Origin of the sequence: Nissabacter sp. SGAir0207, from assembly GCF_005491205.1 — a bacterium.
In the GTDB taxonomy this organism is placed as follows: domain Bacteria; phylum Pseudomonadota; class Gammaproteobacteria; order Enterobacterales; family Enterobacteriaceae; genus Chimaeribacter.
This window is the reverse complement of sequence record NZ_CP028035.1, coordinates 1,438,502-1,454,792: the sequence shown is the minus strand read 5'-3', so window position 1 is coordinate 1,454,792 and position 16,291 is coordinate 1,438,502. Positions and strand designations below refer to the sequence as shown.

Here is a 16,291-nt window from a genome sequence, read left to right as displayed (position 1 = left end):
TGCTCCCTCCCCTGTATCCTCCTGCGCTCGCCCTACGCCCCACCTTTAAGTATGGGGTCTACGTTAACCCCGTATCCGCCAGGGCAGGATGGCGGCGGCGGCCAGTGCCAGCAGGGCGGCCAGCCAGAAGGCACCGCCGCCTTGGGTGGGCATGAAGGCCATGAAAGAGGCGAGGAATTGGCCGGAGAAGATGGCCATCGACAGGCGTGCCAGCTGGGTGCCGCGGGTGGCTGCCGGGCTGCGCTCCACCACCAGATGGTTGGCGAGCGGTACTGACAGCCCGAAGCCCAGCCCCATCAGCACCCCGCCGGCAATAAACAGCGGCAGCGTGCCAGCCAGCGCAAACAGCGCGTGGGCGGCGGCGTAAGCCAGCGCAAACAGCGCGTGGGCGGCGGCGTAAGCCACAAAGGCCAGCGCCAGCGCGCCGTGCTCACCTAGCCGCGTGGCCGTGCGCGGCATCAGCCAGGCCGCGCCTACCGCCACCAGCGACACAAAGGCGAGGAAACTGCCGATCTGCGCGGGTGCCAGACCAAGGTGGTGCAGGTGCGCTGGCAGGGTGATGACGCCGGTAAAAAAGCTGATCATTGAGCAGAGCGCCGCGCCGTGCACCGCCCACAGCCGCGCGTTGCCGCCGTGCCCGGCCGCCACCGGCGTGGCCTCCGGCGGGCGCGGCACCCAGAGCCGCAACATGACTAGCAGCAGCCAGGCGACCAGATAGAGCGCGAATGGCCAGCGCCAGCCCAGTGTGGCCAGCAGGCCGCCAATGAACAGGAAGATCACCCCGCCCAGCTCAATCGCCATCCCCTGCCGCGCCATCATCGCCAGCCGCGCCGGGCCGTGGTAGAAGTGGGAGAGCAGCCCGGTGCCCGCGGCCATCACCACAGCCGTCGCGCCGCCGAGCAGGAAGCGATCGGCGAAGATCAACGGCGCACCCTCCAGCAGCACGCCCCCCGCCCCCAGCAGGCCATAGGCAAACAGCCCCCAGCCCAGCGCACGGTAGTTGCCAAGGCGCGCGATGCACCACCCCGCCAGCGGCCCGAGCAGCACCACGCCCAGCGACGGCACCGTCACCAGCCAGCCGGCGGCCTGCCCGACGCCCAAGCGCGCGGCAATCTCGGTCAGGCCCGGCACAATCACGCAGCCGACCATGATGGTCAGGCAGGCTATCGCCAGCAGGGTGAAGGCCCCGCTGGCGCACAGGGCGGGTGAAACGGTATGGGGCAAGGGTTGTGACGACATGGGTGTCCATCCTGTCCGAATAGTGGATATCTGTTCCGAATAATGGTATAAGTGTGCCTTGCCTGCTAAAAAAGTCAACAAGGAGGGCCAATGGCCGACACTGAATCGGGCGTGATTGCCCGCGCCGCCGCGCTGCTGAAGGTACTGGAGACGCAGCCGCACGGCGTGAGCCTGTCGCAACTGGCACGCCTCAGCGGCCTGCCGCGCACCACGGTGCACCGGCTGGTGGCCTCGCTGGAGGCCCAGCAATTTGTCAGCCAGGGCAGCGGGGGCGTCAGCCTTGGCCCGGCGATGGCGCGGCTGGCAGCGGCGGCCCACACGGATGTCACTGCCCTCGCCCGCCCCTGCATTGAGGCGCTCGGCCGCCGCACCCGTGAGACGGTGGATCTCTGCGTGTTCCGCGGCCTGCACGCCATCTCCGTAGACCAGTACCCCTGCGATCAGGAGCTGCGCGTCGTCTCCCCCATCGGCACCGCCTTCCCGATCCACACCACCGCCCACGGCAAGGCGCTGCTGGCGGCCCTGCCAACGGCGGAGCAAGCTGCGCTGCTCAGCGGCACGTTGGAGCGGCGCACCGCCCGCACCCTGTGTGAACCTGCCGCGCTGCGGGCGGAGCTGGCGCTGATCCAGCGCCGGGGCTACGCGCAGGATGAGGAGGAGCACGCGGGCGGCGTGTGCGGGCTGGGAGTGGCGCTGGTGACGGCGGGCAGTGCGCGCTATGCGCTGTCACTGGCGGTGCCCGCCTACCGGTTTGCGGCACAGGCCGAAGAGTTGCTGCGGGCGCTGGTGCAGTGCAAGGCAGAGATTGAGGCGCTGGCGGGGCAGTAGCCCGGCGGGTGGCCGCCGGGGCGGGGGTCAGAACCAGATCTCGGTCTGGATGCCGAAGTTCCAGGTGCCGCCAGCGGTAAAGCCGACGCTGCCGAAGTCGTCGTTTAGCGCGTAGCCATCCAGCGACGTGTCCCAGTTCATGTAGGTGGCGAAGAGGCGGATCTCCGGCCGTGCCTTGATGTCAAACACGTCACCGACCTTGAAGGTGGGGGCGAAGGTCAGCTTATAGAGATCGCCCTTCACCGCCTGATAGCGGTAGACCGCGCCGTTATCCTGATAGGTGCGGCCATTCGGCTTGAGATCCATGTACTGCCACGATGCCTCATACAGCAGCGCGAAGTTGTGCGTCAGCGCCTGCGAGGCGCGCAGGTTGAAGGTCGCCCAGTCATAGCGGTCGCCGTCGCGGTAGCGATCCTCACTGTGCTGGGCAATCACCGACGGCGCCAGCGACCAGTTTTTGCTGACCGGCACAATGCCGTAGGAGGCGAAGCGCAGGGTTTTGGCGTTCTCCGTCAGATCGCCGTCGCTGCCCGGCTGGCGCGCCTCGGCCCCCAGCCCGTTGCCCAGTTGCAGCGCGCTCTCGGAGTTACCCGGCGCCAGCCCGTAGAAGCGCGTCTTGTCCCGGTAGGCCAGCATGGCGTAGAGGCCGTGGGTGGCGCTGTTATCGCTGCGCATCGCGTAGCTGCCGGTGGTGGAGGTGTGGTCTTTCAGCGCGTCATTGCCCTGCGCGCTCATGCCGGTCAGCATCAGTTGCCAGTTGTCGTAGAAGTTGCTGACGTTGAACATCAGGTTCTGCACGTCGCTGTCGCTATAGCGGTCACTGCCCAGATCGCCGAAGTTGCGCGCATACACCGAGAAGTTGCTTTTCCAGTGCGGCGTCCATTGCAGGTCATTGATGCCGCCGCCGGTGCCGCCCAGAAAAATGATGTCGCTGTCGGTGAAGTGGATATCAAAGTTGTCACGGTCAAAGCGCTTGCCAGCCCAGAGGGTGGCGTGCTGCGCCGGGCCGCTGAAGCCCGGCAGGTCGCCCATCTCTACATAAATTTGGCGCACGTTCATGTGGTGACTGTCATTGTCCTGCACCCAGGGGTCGGGGTTGGTCGCGCCATCCGCCACCATCGCCCGGAAACGCGCCCAGCTGCCGTCGCGGAAGTGCATGTTGTTGATAAAGCCCAGCTCGACATAGTTATCCTTCTCATTGCCCAAGCGGCCAATGTGGGCGTCGCCGCCGATGGAGCTGGCGGGTGAGATGCCCGGCCCGCCGCGCGCGCCCTGCCCGCTGCTGTTGACCAGCATCCCGGCGCGGGCGTAGCCGGTGAACTGGAAATCGTTCACCGGATCGGACGGTGCCTTGGCGGGCGCGGGCGGCACCGCGGCCCTGGCCTCCACGCGCTCGGTGCGGCTCTCCAGCGCGCCCATCTTCTGCTCTGCCGCCAGCGCGCGCTGCTCGGCACGGGCGGTCTGCCGCTCGGCGGCCTCGGCACGCTGCTGCGCCGCGTGCGCCTGCTGTTCGGCGCGGTTGAGGCGCTGCTCCAGCAGCGCCAGCCGTTGTTCAATGGTCAGGGGAGCGCTGGCGGCAGCGGCCGGCAGCGCCGCCGCGCAGGCGAACGCGACGTAAAACGCACTGTTACGCATAGGGTCATCCGTGCAGGGTTAAAGGGGTTGGATCTCGTGCGGCAGCGGGGCTGCCGTGCTGGCCGCAGGGGCCTGTTTGCGGGCGTCCAGTTCGGCGCGGATCTGGTCATACTGCTCATCCAGACGGTAGCAGCGCGCCATCCATAACATGGAGGCGACAATCAGCGCCGCCGGGATGTAGAGGTAGCAGGCCTTGATCGCCAGCAGCGCCGACGGCTGCTGTGCCTGATTGGCCACGTAGCCCCCCACCGAGAGCAGCAGCCCGGTCACCGCGCCAGCCCCGGCCATCGCCACCTTGCCGAAAAAGCCGTTGATGGAGGTGAGGATGCCAGCGGTGTTGATGCCGGTTTTCCATTCGCCGTAGTCCACCGGGTCAGCCTGCATGGAGAAGTAGATCGCCGTGCGCTGCCCCGCGCCGATGGAGAGGATTACTGCCCCCGCCAGCAGCCCGAAGGTGTTCGCGCCCGCCAGCATCATCACCCCCATGCCCACCAGATTGATGGCGCTCGCCAGCAGGTAGACCGTGCGCTTCTTCATGCGCGTCGCCAGCAGGGGCACCGTCAGGGTGCCCAGCAGCGGCACAAAGGTGGAGATGCCCGCCGCCAGCGCGGTGACGGTGGCATCGCCGACGTAGTAGGTGAAGAAGTAGACCAGCGCGCCGGTCTGGAAGAAGAACGCGCCCCACATCAGGAAGATATTGACCGCAAACACAAACCACGGCCGGTTGCTGCGCAGCCCCTCCCAGGCGCGCGTTGGCGTCATGCGCACCTGCGTCACCTGGATGCGCTCCTCCACGCTGCGGAAACTCACCAGCAGGAAGAAGGCGGCGATCACGCCAAACAGGATGGCGGTGTAGAAGAAGCCCTGTACCTGATCGCCCTGCCCCAGCGCCTTGACCAGCGGCAGCGTCAGCACCGCCACCAGCGTAGAGCCGAGCGATCCCATCAGGATGCGCACCGCCGACAGCATGGTGCGCTCCTTGGGATCATGGGTGATGAACGGCAACATGGCGCTGAACGGGATGTTGACAAAGGTGTAGAGGAACGAGAGGCAGAGGTAGGTGACAAAGGCGTAGGCCAGCTTGCCGGTGGTGCCGAGATCCGGCACATAGAAGGCCAGGATGCAGAGCAGGCCGAACGGGATCGCACCGAACAGCAGATAGGGGCGGCAGCGCCCCCAGCGGGTGGTGGTGTTGTCAATCACCAGCCCCATCAGCACATCGGCCACGCCATCCACCAGCCGGGTGACCAAAAACATCACCCCGGCCCAGTAGGCGGGCAGCCCCATGATGTCGGTGTAGAAGAACATCAGGTAGAGCGAGATCAACTGCCACACCAGGTTGCAGGAGAGGTCAGCGACGCCATAGCCGAGCCGCTGCCGCCAGAGGTTGTAGGGGGTAGACATAGGGACTCTCCTTCGTCAGGTTCAGAGCTGGAAAGTGCGGATCAGCCAGGCCGGGGTGCAGCTCCAGGCGTGGCAATAGCTGTTGATCAGGCGGCTGCCGTAGGGCGAGTAGTCCGGGTTGGCCGGGTCAAACAGCTCCCAGAAGGTGTCCGCGCCGCGCGCTACCATCTCCCCCCAGTAGCCCTTGATCTCCGCCACCGCCGCCTGCCGCTCACCATGCTGGAGCAGCGCCTCAACGTAGTGATGCACCATGTAGGGAGTGCGCATACCGATGGCCGGCGGCCGCTCCCGCAACTGGGTGAGCAGGCGGCGGCGGAACGCGGCGTCGCCCACCTCCGCCAGCAGCAGCCACACCTGTGAGGCGCTGGAGACCTGCCGCGCCGCGCCACTGGTGAAGAAGCCCTGCGCCTCATCCCACAGGTGCGCCAGCGTGGCCGCCCGCAGCCGCGCCAGCGTGGCCGCCAGTTCCGCCTGCCGCGCTGGCGCGATGCGCCCGGCCAGCGTGTGCGCCCGCTCCAGCGCGTAGATCAGCACGCCCTGCGAGGCGGCCTGCTTGTTGAGTTGCTCATGCCAGTCAATGAACGACCACCAGCTGTCGCTGTCCTGCACGATGCCCCGGCTGTCCAGCCGCGCCAACGCCAGCTCCACCTGCCGCCAGGCGGTGGGCCACAGCGCCTGTAGCGTCTCCTCGTCGTCGGTGGCGGCGACATAATCGGCCAGGGTAGCGACAAAGAACAGCGAATAATCAAACAGGTAGGTGTCATCCGCGATCACCTCCGGCTGGATGAAGACGTTGGCGGCCACCATGCCATCTTCACGGGTCACGCCCGCGAACAGCATCAGGCAGCGGCGCACCAGCGCCTGATTGGCGAAGGTGGCGTAGTTGACGCGCGCCTGTAGCCGCAAATCGCCGAGCCACAGCCGCCGGTCGCGTTTCGGGCCATCCTCGAACACCTCCTGCATACAGTTTTTGAGCGTCAGCACGCTCACCGCGTCAATCTGCCGCAGCAACGGATCGGCGATGGCCGGTGTCGCCACCTCGCGCCCATCGGCGGAGGTTTCGGTGGTCAGGCAGGGACTCTCCAGACGCAGGCGGTATTTGCGCGAGGTGGCGACCACGCGGATCTTCACGTAGCGACAGCAGTAGCGGCGCGGCAGGGCAATCTCCGCGGGCAGCACGTCCAGATAGAGATCCTGCTGCTGGAACCAGCTGGTGCTCAGCCAGCCGTCATAATCCGCCAGACTCTCCACCACCTCATCGATGATCTCGCCGAAGGTGAAGTGCAGGTGCGCGGGCGCATCCGGTGGGCTGCCGACCGCCACGGCGCGCAGCGACAGGCGGCCGACGCAGTGGGTGCCGAAGTCCAGTATCACCTCCTCGCCGGGGCCAAACTCTCGGCGGGCCAGATCCGCTGGCTGGCCGATCACCTGCCCGCGCCCATCCACCAGCGCCACCGGCGAAACCGGCTGCCGGTGCAGCGCCGGGCGCAGCGCCTCGGCCTGCGCCAACAGATCCGGGTGGCGTAACGTTTTGATTATGCTGTGGTGTTGCTGTTGCTCTGCCATGGTCATCCTTAGTCGGGGGGCGATGAGCAGCATGGTAAGGAAGGCGTGGGCGGGCGGCCATTCTGCCAGTGCCAGCCCGTTGCCGCCGGTGGCACTGGCAGGAGAGTGAGCGCGGCGAAGATCACAGTTCACGCATACGGACTCGCCAGCTGGCCTGACTATCCCGTATGTTGGCACGACGCGCCCGCCGGGCGTGACCATCGCCAGAGAGAGAGCCATGCTGACACTGCAGATTGAAGACTACTTTCCCCGCCCCACCGACAAACTGGCGGTCTATGCCAGCGACCCGGAGAACAACAACCATGAGCACTGCCATGCGTTCGATGAGCTGGTGATGGTGGAGCGCGGCCACGGCCTGCACGTGATCAATGGCAAGCCGCACTTCATTCAGGAGGGGGATATCTTCTTTGTGCGCGGCCGCGACTGCCACTTCTATGACGAGCTGGGTACGCTAAAGATCACCAACGTGCTGATCAACCCGACCCGTCCCTTCAGCTACCTGACCAACACCGAGGGGCTGCTGGCGCGCTTCGACGCCGCCGCCGGTGGCAACTATGGCTGGCTGATGCCGGAGCGCCACGCCCAGTGCCGCGATCTGGTGGCGCGGCTGCAACAGCCAGCGCCAAGCGGCGCGCCGGAGCAGGCGCAGGCCATCCGCGAGTCGCTGTTCTTCCAGCTGCTGATGAACATGGTGGCCGGTAGCGATGGCCCCAAGAACCACACCAAATACAAGCTGCACCGGCTGCTGGGCCACGTGCAGGAGCACTGCTTTGAGGAGATCGCCTGGGGCGAGGTGGCGGAGCGTTTCCACCTGACCCAGCGCACCATCTACCGCCAGATCAAGGAGACCACCGGCCTGACGCCGGAGGCCTACCTGAAGCGGCTGCGGCTGGTCTCCGCGCGGGTGAAGATCCGCGAAACCGAGATGCCGATCACTGACATCGCCTTCCTGTGCGGCTTCAGCAACTCCTCCCACTTCACCTCCTCCTACAAGCGGCTGTTTGGCGTGACCCCTTCGCAGGAGCGCATCGCCCCGCGCTGCCCGGTGCTGCCACTGGCCGGGTAAACCGCGACCAGCATCACGAATCCGGCGGCGGCGGCTTGCCAAATCCATTCAGCTGATAAATGATTGCCGCCGACGGATTGCTACTGCACCGCAGGCAAAACCCAGACCGCCCCTCCCTGACTTAAGGGATTGGCGGTCTGGGTTTTTTTTTGCCCCCCATTCGGCACGGCCCCTGTTTAACGGCTGCCCACGCGGCCCGGGATCGCTTTGCCTTTTTTTCACCCTGACCAAGGCCACGATAATGAAAAAATCCTCTGTCGCCCTGCTCCTCCCGCTGCTGCTGGCCGCCGCCCCGGCGCTGGCCGATGACCCTGACTGGAATGGCATGGTGCTCGGCTTCGAGCCGCCGCCCGCACCGCTGCTCGGCGAGATGCTCGGCGTCCGCCCGCTGCTGACCGACCTCGGCTTCCACTACCAGCTCGGCTACCTGAGCCAACTGGCCTACAACGCTGGCGGCGGTTACAACCACGATGACCACGCCGCCTACATCGACCAGTTCTCGCTGACCTTCACCCAGGATCTGGAGCGCTACACCGGCATCCCGGATGCGCGTCTGGAGGGCAACATCGTCAACCGCAACCACAATGACAGCCTGACCATGAAGCGGTTGCAGGATCCGCGCGTCAGCTTCAACGACCTGTCGCAGGAGAGCTACGGCGGCCAGTCGATCACCCGGCTCGGCTGGCTGACCTTCGCCCGCAGCTTTTTTGATGACCGGCGGCTCACCTGGCGCATCGGCATGATGAACAAGGTGCAGACCTTTGACCAGATTATCCCCTGCGACTTCCAGATGCTGTCGCAGTGCGGCGGCAAGTCGGCCAACTCGCTCACCTGGAACAACTGGAACGTGCACACCTGGGGCACCACGCTGGAGTACCGCCTGACGCCTGAGCTGACGCTCAAGGGCGGCATCATGGAGCAGAACCCGGAGGCCGCCTCGCGCAGCCACGCCTGGAGCTGGTCAACGCGCGGCAGTCAGGGGTTCCTGCTGCCGGTGGAGCTGGAGGCGCGCCCGCACCTCAACGGTTTGCCGGGGGTCTATAACCTTGGCGTGCTGTTCACCAACGCGCCGCTGGCCGATCTCTACAGCGGCAAGAACCAGGACGCTGGCGCGACCGACCCGGAGGGCTACCGCACCCACCGCCGCACCTGGTTCCTCTACAGCGGCTTCAACCAGCAGGTGACGCAGCGCGCGGGCGATCCCAACCGTGGCCTGAGTGTCTCCTGGAGTCTGGGCGTCGGCGATCCGCGTAGCACCTATATCCACACCACCACCTCGGCCTCGCTGCGCTACCGTGGCCTGTTCGACGCGCGCCCGAATGACTGGATTGGTTTCGGCGTCAGCTACATCGAGATGAGCAACCACTACACCCGCAACTTCGCCTACCTCAATCAGGTGCGCGGCGTGGATGACTACGGCAACGCCCTCTACAGCCCGCTGCCCGGCCAGTCGATCAATGCCGAGCTTTACTACCGCTTCCGCCCGCTCGACTGGCTGGAGCTGCAACCGGATATCCAGTACTGGCACCACCCCGGCGGCGTGCGTGAAACGCAGGACGCCTGGGTCACCGGCCTGAAAACCGTGATCTCATTCTAAGGAGCGATAACGATGCGCATCATTCTGCTGTTACTGACCCTGCTGGCCACCGCCGCCTCTGCCACCCCCGGCCGGCCGCTGCCCTTCACCCCCGACCCGGCCAAGCAGGTGCGGGTGATGATCAGCAGCGACGCCAAAAACGAGGCGGATGACGACTTTGCCGTCGCCCACGCGCTGCTGACGCCGACGTTCGAGGTGCGCGGGCTGATTGCCGCCCACTACAGCCGCACCGCCGCGATGCTGGGCAACCACCAGCCCACCATGCCGGAGAGCTATCTGGAGCTACAACGGCTGCTGGCGGTGATGAAGGCCGACGTGCCGCTGTTCCACGGCGCGCAACAGCCGTTGGGTGACACCGCCCCGCCGCTGAGCGAGGGCGCGCGGGCGATCATTGAGGAAGCGCAGCGCGCCGACAGCCGTCCGCTGTTTGTGCTGGTGCTTGGCCCGGCCACCGACATCGCGCTGGCGCTGCGCGCCGAGCCGTCGATAGCCAGCAACCTGACGGTGATCTGGATTGGCGGCAACCCCTACCCGGCCGGCGGCTGGGAGTACAACCTCTACAACGACCCGCGCGCCGCCGCCGAACTGTTCCGCTCCCCGGTGGCGCTGTGGCAGGTGCCGCACAATGTCTACATGTCGATGCGCGTTTCGCTGGCGCAACTGGCGCTGCGCGTCAAGCCACAGGGCGCGCCCGGCCGCTACCTGTTCCAGCAGATGCTCGACTTCAATGCGTGGGCCTCACAGCGCATCAAGCATGTGCCGTGGCCGAAAAGCGAGGTGTGGGTGCTGGGCGACAACCCGGCCATCGGCCTGCTGCTGGATGACCACGAGTACCACTACCGTATGCGTCCGGCCCCGGCGTTCAATGACGACCTGAGCTACGCGCCCGGCAGCGCCACGCGGCAGATCCGTGTCTATGAGCAGATTGACCCGCACTTTGTGCTGGAGGATTTCTTCGCCAAGCTGGCGCTGGCGTATGGGGAGTAGCGAGGGCTGGATGCTCCCCGGCCGGGTGGCCGGGGAGCGTATCACGGGAACGACGAGCCGATCAGGCGAACTCGGCCTCACGCGGGCGGGCCTGCGGCGCTTGCAGGTGCCACTTGTCGCCCATCAGGCTGTCGAGCGTCTCACCGTAGCCAGTGCCGAAGCCAGCGGCCGGGGTCAGGGTGATCTCGCCGAAATAGAGTTTGCCGCCGTCGATGTACCAGTCCACGCGCGCGTACTCGAGGTAGCCCAGCAGTTCGATACTCAGCGCCAGCCCCTTCTCCACCAAGGGCATCAGCTGGCTGTCGAGGGCATTTTTCCCGGAGTAGACCGTGGAGAGATCGTTGACGTAAAACGTCCTCGACAGCTCACCCTCGAAACGATCGTCGATCAGCTGCAGCACATAGAAGATGGAACCGTCCGGCTGGCGGAACAGGTGGAATTTATAGTCCGTCAGGGCGGAGACACCGTTGCCGATGCGTTTTTCCACCAGGATTTTGCGATCGATTTTACTGTAGTGGTACTCGCCACAGGTCTTGGAGAAGTCGGTTTTCAGCCAGCGCGCGGCCTCTTGCACAATCTCGTCCGCCTCCTGCTTCTGCGGCTTGTGGCTAATCAGTTTGACCATGCCCGCGCCGTGGTTTGGCTTGACCACGCAGTTCTCCAGCGTGCCAATATCCTGGGAAAAGCGCTGGACGTCATCATAATGGGCCAGCAGCGGGATCAGGTACTCTTCACCCACCCGTTTTGCCACATACTCGCGCACGCGATATTTATCCGCCAGCATCGGGAAGTTTTCATCACTCAGGCAGGCGTAGCGCTTGCGGTGAATCACTTTCTCATTAAAGGACTTGGGCTGTGAAATATTGGGGAAACGGCCAAAGCGCCGGTAAAACTCCACGTTATCCCTGACCGACCACGGCATTTTATTAAAAATCAATCTGGCTATTTTTTTCATCTGAAATTCCATCCTGGTAAGATGTTTAGGTAAAAGCCCACCGCCCCCTTTGGAAAAGGCGGTGTATCACTGTGGCAAAAGGCTGATAAAGCGCCGGGAGGCAACCGGCCTTCAGCAGGATTAGGTCATTTAACGCCCCAGGCAAAACCGATACTGCCAATATGCAATTTAACGATCAGTCCATTCTTGAAAAAATAGTTCATTACGGTCAGGGAGAGCAGCTCCACCAATACCACGCTGACGGATGCGCCAATTAATCCATGCTGCTTAATCAGCAGGTAGGAGACCGGCAAACTGAATGCCAGGATCAGGAACATCTTTTTCGACAGGTAGGAGAAGCCGGAATATTTGATGACATACCGATAGGCAATGGAGCCCATCAGCGAGAGCATGGTGCCCACGCTCAGGATCAACGCTGGCAGGTAGGCCGCCGCATACTGCGCGCCATACAGCAGCGCGATTGCCTGCCGGCCAAACAGCGCGAAGCCAGCGATAACCAGCGCCGAGCAGAGGAACACGATGCGGTTGAGTTTGACCGCCTTCGCCATCGCCGTGCGATCGTTGGTATCGGCATAGATGGAGGGGTAGAAGGAGGTGATGATCGAGGCCAGCGCAAAAGTCCAGGCGGTCGCCAGCGTCAGCGCCACCGAGTAGATGCCCAGCTGGTAACTGCCGAGAAAATCAGAGATAAAGATCTGGTTGATGCGGGTGTAGATCGCCACCGAGATGCTGGAGAGCACAATGCTGCTGCCCGACATGATCATATATTTGGAGTACTTTTTGGCGGCGCTCTTCCAGTTGCGCCCCATCATCGTGACGCTGGCGCTGCGCGTGATAAAGTCGTGGCGGCGGATAAAGAACGGGATGGCGGTGGTCAGCACAATCGGGATCGCCAGCAGCGCCGGGTCCCACTGCATCAGGGCGATCAGGTAGCGGATGCCCAGACCAATCCCCAGCCCAATCACGTTGGAGATGGTGTTATATTTGGAGCGCAGTTGCGAGTTATTGTAAATCGCGTAGACATCCAGCGTGGTAAAGAAGCTGGCAATACAGACCGCGATGCAGAAAATAAACGAGGTGGTATCATCCACGGTGTAGAAATAACCCAGCACCGCCACGGAGATGGCGACATATACCGCCAGCCGCATCAGGAATGAGGAGCGAATCAACCTGACGCCGGAGTCGGGGTTTTTACTGACGCGCTTGAAAATAATATTGTCGCCGCCCATTTGGGAGACAATCTGGACAATCTGGAAGATTGCCATCGCCAACGAGAGTTCACCAAACAGTGACGGGCCGATATATTTGGCGACATAAGAGGTGACGAAAAAAAGTCCAAATATAGAGATGATTTTTTCCAGCATCATCCAGATGGAATTTCTTCCAATCTTATTCAGGCCCATGCTCTAACTTCCTTTTAAAGTGGAACACTGTCTCTTTGCTAACAGATAGAGGGAGTGCATAAAATCAGCGGCGGCGTATAGCCCCTTCGCCTTTTTCTGGCTCTTCACGGCGTAACCGGGAACCACGCATCAATACCCTTTTCAAGCATTGCGTCAGACACGTTAATAAACCTTTATCCCGCCCGGATCAAAGACGCGTCAAAAAGTAAAATAGGATTATCTTATGGTTACTTTTATCGTGTCAACAGACCGATGCCCATTCGGAAGACATTTATTTAACTTAAGTCAGCGTAAACCAGATAGCTCTGATTGCCCCGTTCCCCGCCTCTCGCTCCTGCCGCGCGGGCAATAAAAAGCGCCCCGTAGGGCGCCTGTTTTGTCTGCCTGCCGATTAGAAATCGACGGTCATGGAGACCTTCACCTCACGCGGGTCGCCCTGCGTCAGGTAGCCGCCGTTGGCAGAAGACCAGTAGCGCTCGTTGGTGACGTTCTCCACGCCAGCACGCCAGACGATGTTGTTGACCGGCAGGTTCATGTCGTAACGCACGCCCAGATCCAGGCGCGTCCAGGCGGCCAGCTCCAGATTGTTGGCTTCGTCGGCATACTGCGAACCGGTGCGGATCACCTTGCCGGTGGCGGTCAGGCCGGTCACGCCAGGGATGTCATACTCCCCCGACACCACCCAGTGGTAGCGCGGCACGCCCACGGCCTTTTTGCCGTCATAGGTGCCATCCTGCGTCTGGGTCAGGGTCGGGTCGAGCAGCGACAGGCTGCCGTTCAGGCGCACGCCATAGACCGGCTCACCATACAGGCTCACCTCCATACCACGGGTGCGCACCTCGCCATAGTTGCCGAAGGTGTAGCTGTCGCCCGAGGCGGTGTACATGCTCTCTGGCTTCTTGATCTCGAACAGCGCCAGTGACGCCGCCACGCGGCCAAAGTCCGCCTTTACGCCCACTTCGTTCTGCTTGGAGATGGCGACGCCCGCGGTCTGGCCGCCATTGGTCACGGTCTTGCCGTTGTAGGTGGTGCCCGCGGTGTCGCCCGCCTGCAACGCCTCGATGTGGTTGGCGTAGAGGGAGATGTGCTGCCACGGCTTCACCACCAGACCAAAGGCCGGCGTGACCTTGGTTTCGTCAAAGGTGTTGGACTCCACGCCGTTGTAGTTGTAGTTGCGCACCGCGATGCTCTGGCGGCGCAGGCCACCAATCAGCTGCACGCGGCCATCCAGCACTGACAGGGTATCCGAGAGGTTGTAGCCCTCGTTGCGGATACGGCTGCGCACGTGCGGGTCGCCCATGTCACCACCGGAGTAAAGGTTGGTCAGCGGCTCGCTGGTCGCCACCGGCGAGTAGATATTGGTGGCCACCGAGGCGGAGGTCAGGGTGTAGGCGGAGCGCGTCTTGGTGTAGGTCTGCGAGTAGCCGAGGTTGACGCTGTGGTTGACGAAGCCGGTGTCGAAGCTGCCGCGCAGGCCGGTGTTGCCCGCCACGGTGTCGGAGAAGTAAGGCACCGTCATGCGGCTCATGGTGGCGTCGCCGTCATCGCCCACCAGCGTCGGCGAACCATACTTGCCGTACTCGTGGTTGTGGCTCATGCCGAATGCGCCGTAGGCCGTCCAGTGCTCCGCCAGATCATACTCGCCCTTGAGCATACCGAACTCGCTCTCCAGATCGGTGTAGGCCCACTGCTGCCCGTAGTTGCCGGTGGCCTTCGGCACCTCTGGCACCGAGGTGGCGCTGCCGAGGTAGACCACCGGGCGGCCGCCGTGCACCGTCTGGCGCATCGCGCCGACGTCCAGCGAGCCGCGCAGGCGGTCGCCGCGGTAGTCCAGGCCGAGGCTGCCGCCGGTCAGGCGGCGCTTCTCGCCATCAATCGCCGTTTCGCCCTCGCGGTGGATCAGGTTGACGCGTGCGCCGAAGCGGTTGTCCTCACCAAAGCGGCGGCCGACGTCCAGCGATCCCCCTACCTGCGAGGAGGAGGTGTAGTCGAGGGAGACGCGGTTCAGCGGCGTGTCGTCCGCCCGTTTCGGCTCAATGTTGACGTTGCCACCGACGCCGGTGCCGCCGGGCGGTACGCCATTCAGGAAGGCGCTGGAGCCTTTGAGCAGCTCCACGCGCTCGGCGAAGAAGGTCGGCGCGATCTGGCGCGGCATCAGGCCATACAGGCCGCCAAAGGAGATGTCATCCGCCGCCAGCGAGAAGCCACGGATCACGTAGTTTTCGGAGAAGTTGCCGTAGCCGTAGCTGCTCTCAACGGAGGCGTCGTTGTCCAGCACGTCCGTCAGGGTGCGCGCCTGCTGATCCTGAATCAGTTTGGCGGTGTAGCCGATGATGCTGAAGGGCACGTCCTCGGCCTTCTGCTCACCGAGCACGCCGAGGCGGCCGCCGTTGGCGATCTGGCCGTCAAGGTAGGCGGGCACCAGATCGTTGCTGCCAGCGTTGAATTGGCTGTCGGGGGTAGTGGCATTGACCACCACGGTATCACCCTGCTGGCTGGCGGGGGTGCTCTCTGCGGCACTTGCCGCGCCGCTGAAGGCGAGCAGCGCAACCGCTACCCCGCCCGCGAGGGGAGTTTTTTTGAATAGTGTGTGCATGCGCATAATCCCTGATAAAAAGAAATGATAATTCTTATCATTATCACGCGCATTATTACGATGGTCGTGCCGCTTTGCAAGGCTCGCTGCCATGCGCGCCGGCGATTTTTCACCCCGGCGCGCATGGAACCCGTTCCAGCCGGGCGTTACTTCACTACCGCGTCAATGTCCGCGGCGTCATGGCGCTCGGCCAGCGTCTGGGTATTGACTACCCGCCCGCGCCGCACCGCCGGACGTTCGGCAATCTCCTGCGCCCAGCGCACCACGTGGGTGTAGCTGTCGGCATCGATAAAGGTCTTCGCCTCATACAGCTCGCCCAGCACCAGCCCGCCGTACCAGGTCCAGGTGGCGATGTCCGCGATGCTGTACTCCTCGCCCGCCAGGTAGCGGTTCTCCGCCAGACGCTGGTTCAGCACGTCGAGCAGCCGCTTGGTCTCCATGGTGAAGCGGTTGATCGGGTACTCCAGCTTCACCGGCGCATAGTGGTAGAAGTGGCCGAAACCGCCGCCGACGTAGGGGGCGGAGCCTTGCAGCCAGAACAGCCAGTTGAGCGCCTCGGTGCGGCCCGCCAGATTTTTCGGCAGGAAGCGGCCAAACTTCTCCGCCAGATAGAGCAGGATGGCGCCAGACTCAAACACCCGCACCTCTAGCTGGGCCGAGGTGTCGAGCAGCGCCGGGATCTTGGAGTTGGGGTTGACGCCGACGAAGCCGGAACCAAACTGGTCGCCATCGCCGATGCGGATGATGTGGGCGTCATACTCCGCGCCCTGCTCGCCGGCGGCCAGCAGCTCCTCCAGCAGGATGGTGACCTTTTTGCCGTTCGGCGTGCCGAGGGAGTAGAGTTGCAGCGGGTGCGTGCCGCGCGGCAGCGCCTTCTCGTGGGTCGCCCCGGCCACCGGGCGGTTGAGGTTTTTCCAGACGCCGGCATCGCTGCCTTCGTCGCGCCATACTTTCGGCGGCTGGTAGGTGTCGCTCATGATCTCTCCTTAATGGGTAACGGACTTACTCACTGTGC

At 63.8% G+C, this 16,291-nt stretch carries 12 protein-coding genes; 4 read left to right on the top strand and 8 right to left on the bottom strand.

What is annotated here, in order from left to right; all coding sequences use genetic code 11:
* Positions 1-63: 63 nt before the first annotated feature.
* On the bottom strand, positions 64-1,239 hold the full coding sequence (locus C1N62_RS06175; RefSeq protein ID WP_137762801.1) for an MFS transporter: 1,176 nt from the start codon (positions 1,237-1,239) through the stop codon (positions 64-66).
* A 90-nt stretch (positions 1,240-1,329) separates the two neighbouring features.
* Here C1N62_RS06175 and C1N62_RS06170 point away from each other — a divergent pair, with 90 nt between their 5' ends.
* The gene (locus tag C1N62_RS06170) at positions 1,330-2,067 is read left to right on the top strand and encodes an IclR family transcriptional regulator (RefSeq protein WP_137762800.1); all 738 of its coding nucleotides are present in this window, start codon (positions 1,330-1,332) and stop codon (positions 2,065-2,067) included.
* A gap of 27 nt (positions 2,068-2,094) precedes the next feature.
* On the opposite strand, the gene C1N62_RS06165 is transcribed toward C1N62_RS06170, so the two are convergent.
* From C1N62_RS06165 to C1N62_RS06155, 3 genes are read right to left on the bottom strand one after another with little or no spacing between them, the layout of a single operon-like run.
* Positions 2,095-3,702 carry a carbohydrate porin gene (locus C1N62_RS06165; protein ID WP_137762799.1) on the bottom strand — a complete coding sequence of 536 codons (1,608 nt, stop codon included), beginning with the start codon at positions 3,700-3,702 and terminating at the stop codon, positions 2,095-2,097.
* Positions 3,703-3,720: 18 nt separating this feature from the next.
* Positions 3,721-5,106 (bottom strand): MFS transporter, encoded by a 1,386-nt coding sequence (locus C1N62_RS06160; protein ID WP_137762798.1) that lies wholly within the window; start codon positions 5,104-5,106, stop codon positions 3,721-3,723.
* 21 nt (positions 5,107-5,127) lie between these two features.
* Positions 5,128-6,672 (bottom strand): family 78 glycoside hydrolase catalytic domain, encoded by a 1,545-nt coding sequence (locus C1N62_RS06155; protein WP_137762797.1) that lies wholly within the window; start codon positions 6,670-6,672, stop codon positions 5,128-5,130.
* A 217-nt stretch (positions 6,673-6,889) separates the two neighbouring features.
* On the opposite strand from C1N62_RS06155, the gene C1N62_RS06150 reads away from it, so the two are divergent.
* The 3 genes from C1N62_RS06150 to C1N62_RS06140 all read left to right on the top strand — a co-directional run bounded on the left by C1N62_RS06150 (position 6,890) and on the right by C1N62_RS06140 (position 10,322).
* Positions 6,890-7,738, top strand: a complete 849-nt coding sequence (locus tag C1N62_RS06150) for a helix-turn-helix domain-containing protein (protein WP_137762796.1) — start codon at positions 6,890-6,892, stop codon at positions 7,736-7,738.
* A gap of 241 nt (positions 7,739-7,979) precedes the next feature.
* Complete coding sequence (locus C1N62_RS06145; protein WP_137762795.1) at positions 7,980-9,335, top strand: carbohydrate porin; 1,356 nt, start codon at positions 7,980-7,982, stop codon at positions 9,333-9,335.
* A 12-nt stretch (positions 9,336-9,347) separates the two neighbouring features.
* The gene (locus tag C1N62_RS06140) at positions 9,348-10,322 is read left to right on the top strand and encodes a nucleoside hydrolase (RefSeq protein WP_137762794.1); all 975 of its coding nucleotides are present in this window, start codon (positions 9,348-9,350) and stop codon (positions 10,320-10,322) included.
* Between the two features lie 61 nt (positions 10,323-10,383).
* On the opposite strand, the gene C1N62_RS06135 is transcribed toward C1N62_RS06140, so the two are convergent.
* The 4 genes from C1N62_RS06135 to yghU form a co-directional block, all read right to left on the bottom strand.
* Entirely contained in the window at positions 10,384-11,277 is an 894-nt protein-coding gene (locus tag C1N62_RS06135) for an ATP-grasp fold amidoligase family protein (RefSeq protein ID WP_168195819.1), read from the bottom strand.
* A gap of 125 nt (positions 11,278-11,402) precedes the next feature.
* Positions 11,403-12,680 carry an oligosaccharide flippase family protein gene (locus tag C1N62_RS06130; RefSeq protein ID WP_137762792.1) on the bottom strand — a complete coding sequence of 426 codons (1,278 nt, stop codon included), beginning with the start codon at positions 12,678-12,680 and terminating at the stop codon, positions 11,403-11,405.
* A 391-nt stretch (positions 12,681-13,071) separates the two neighbouring features.
* A complete protein-coding gene (locus tag C1N62_RS06125; protein WP_137762791.1) occupies positions 13,072-15,276 on the bottom strand; it encodes a TonB-dependent siderophore receptor in 2,205 nt (734 codons plus the stop codon).
* Between the two features lie 146 nt (positions 15,277-15,422).
* Complete coding sequence (gene yghU, locus C1N62_RS06120) at positions 15,423-16,256, bottom strand: glutathione-dependent disulfide-bond oxidoreductase (RefSeq protein WP_370465594.1); 834 nt, start codon at positions 16,254-16,256, stop codon at positions 15,423-15,425.
* Between the last annotated feature and the right edge of the window lie 35 nt (positions 16,257-16,291).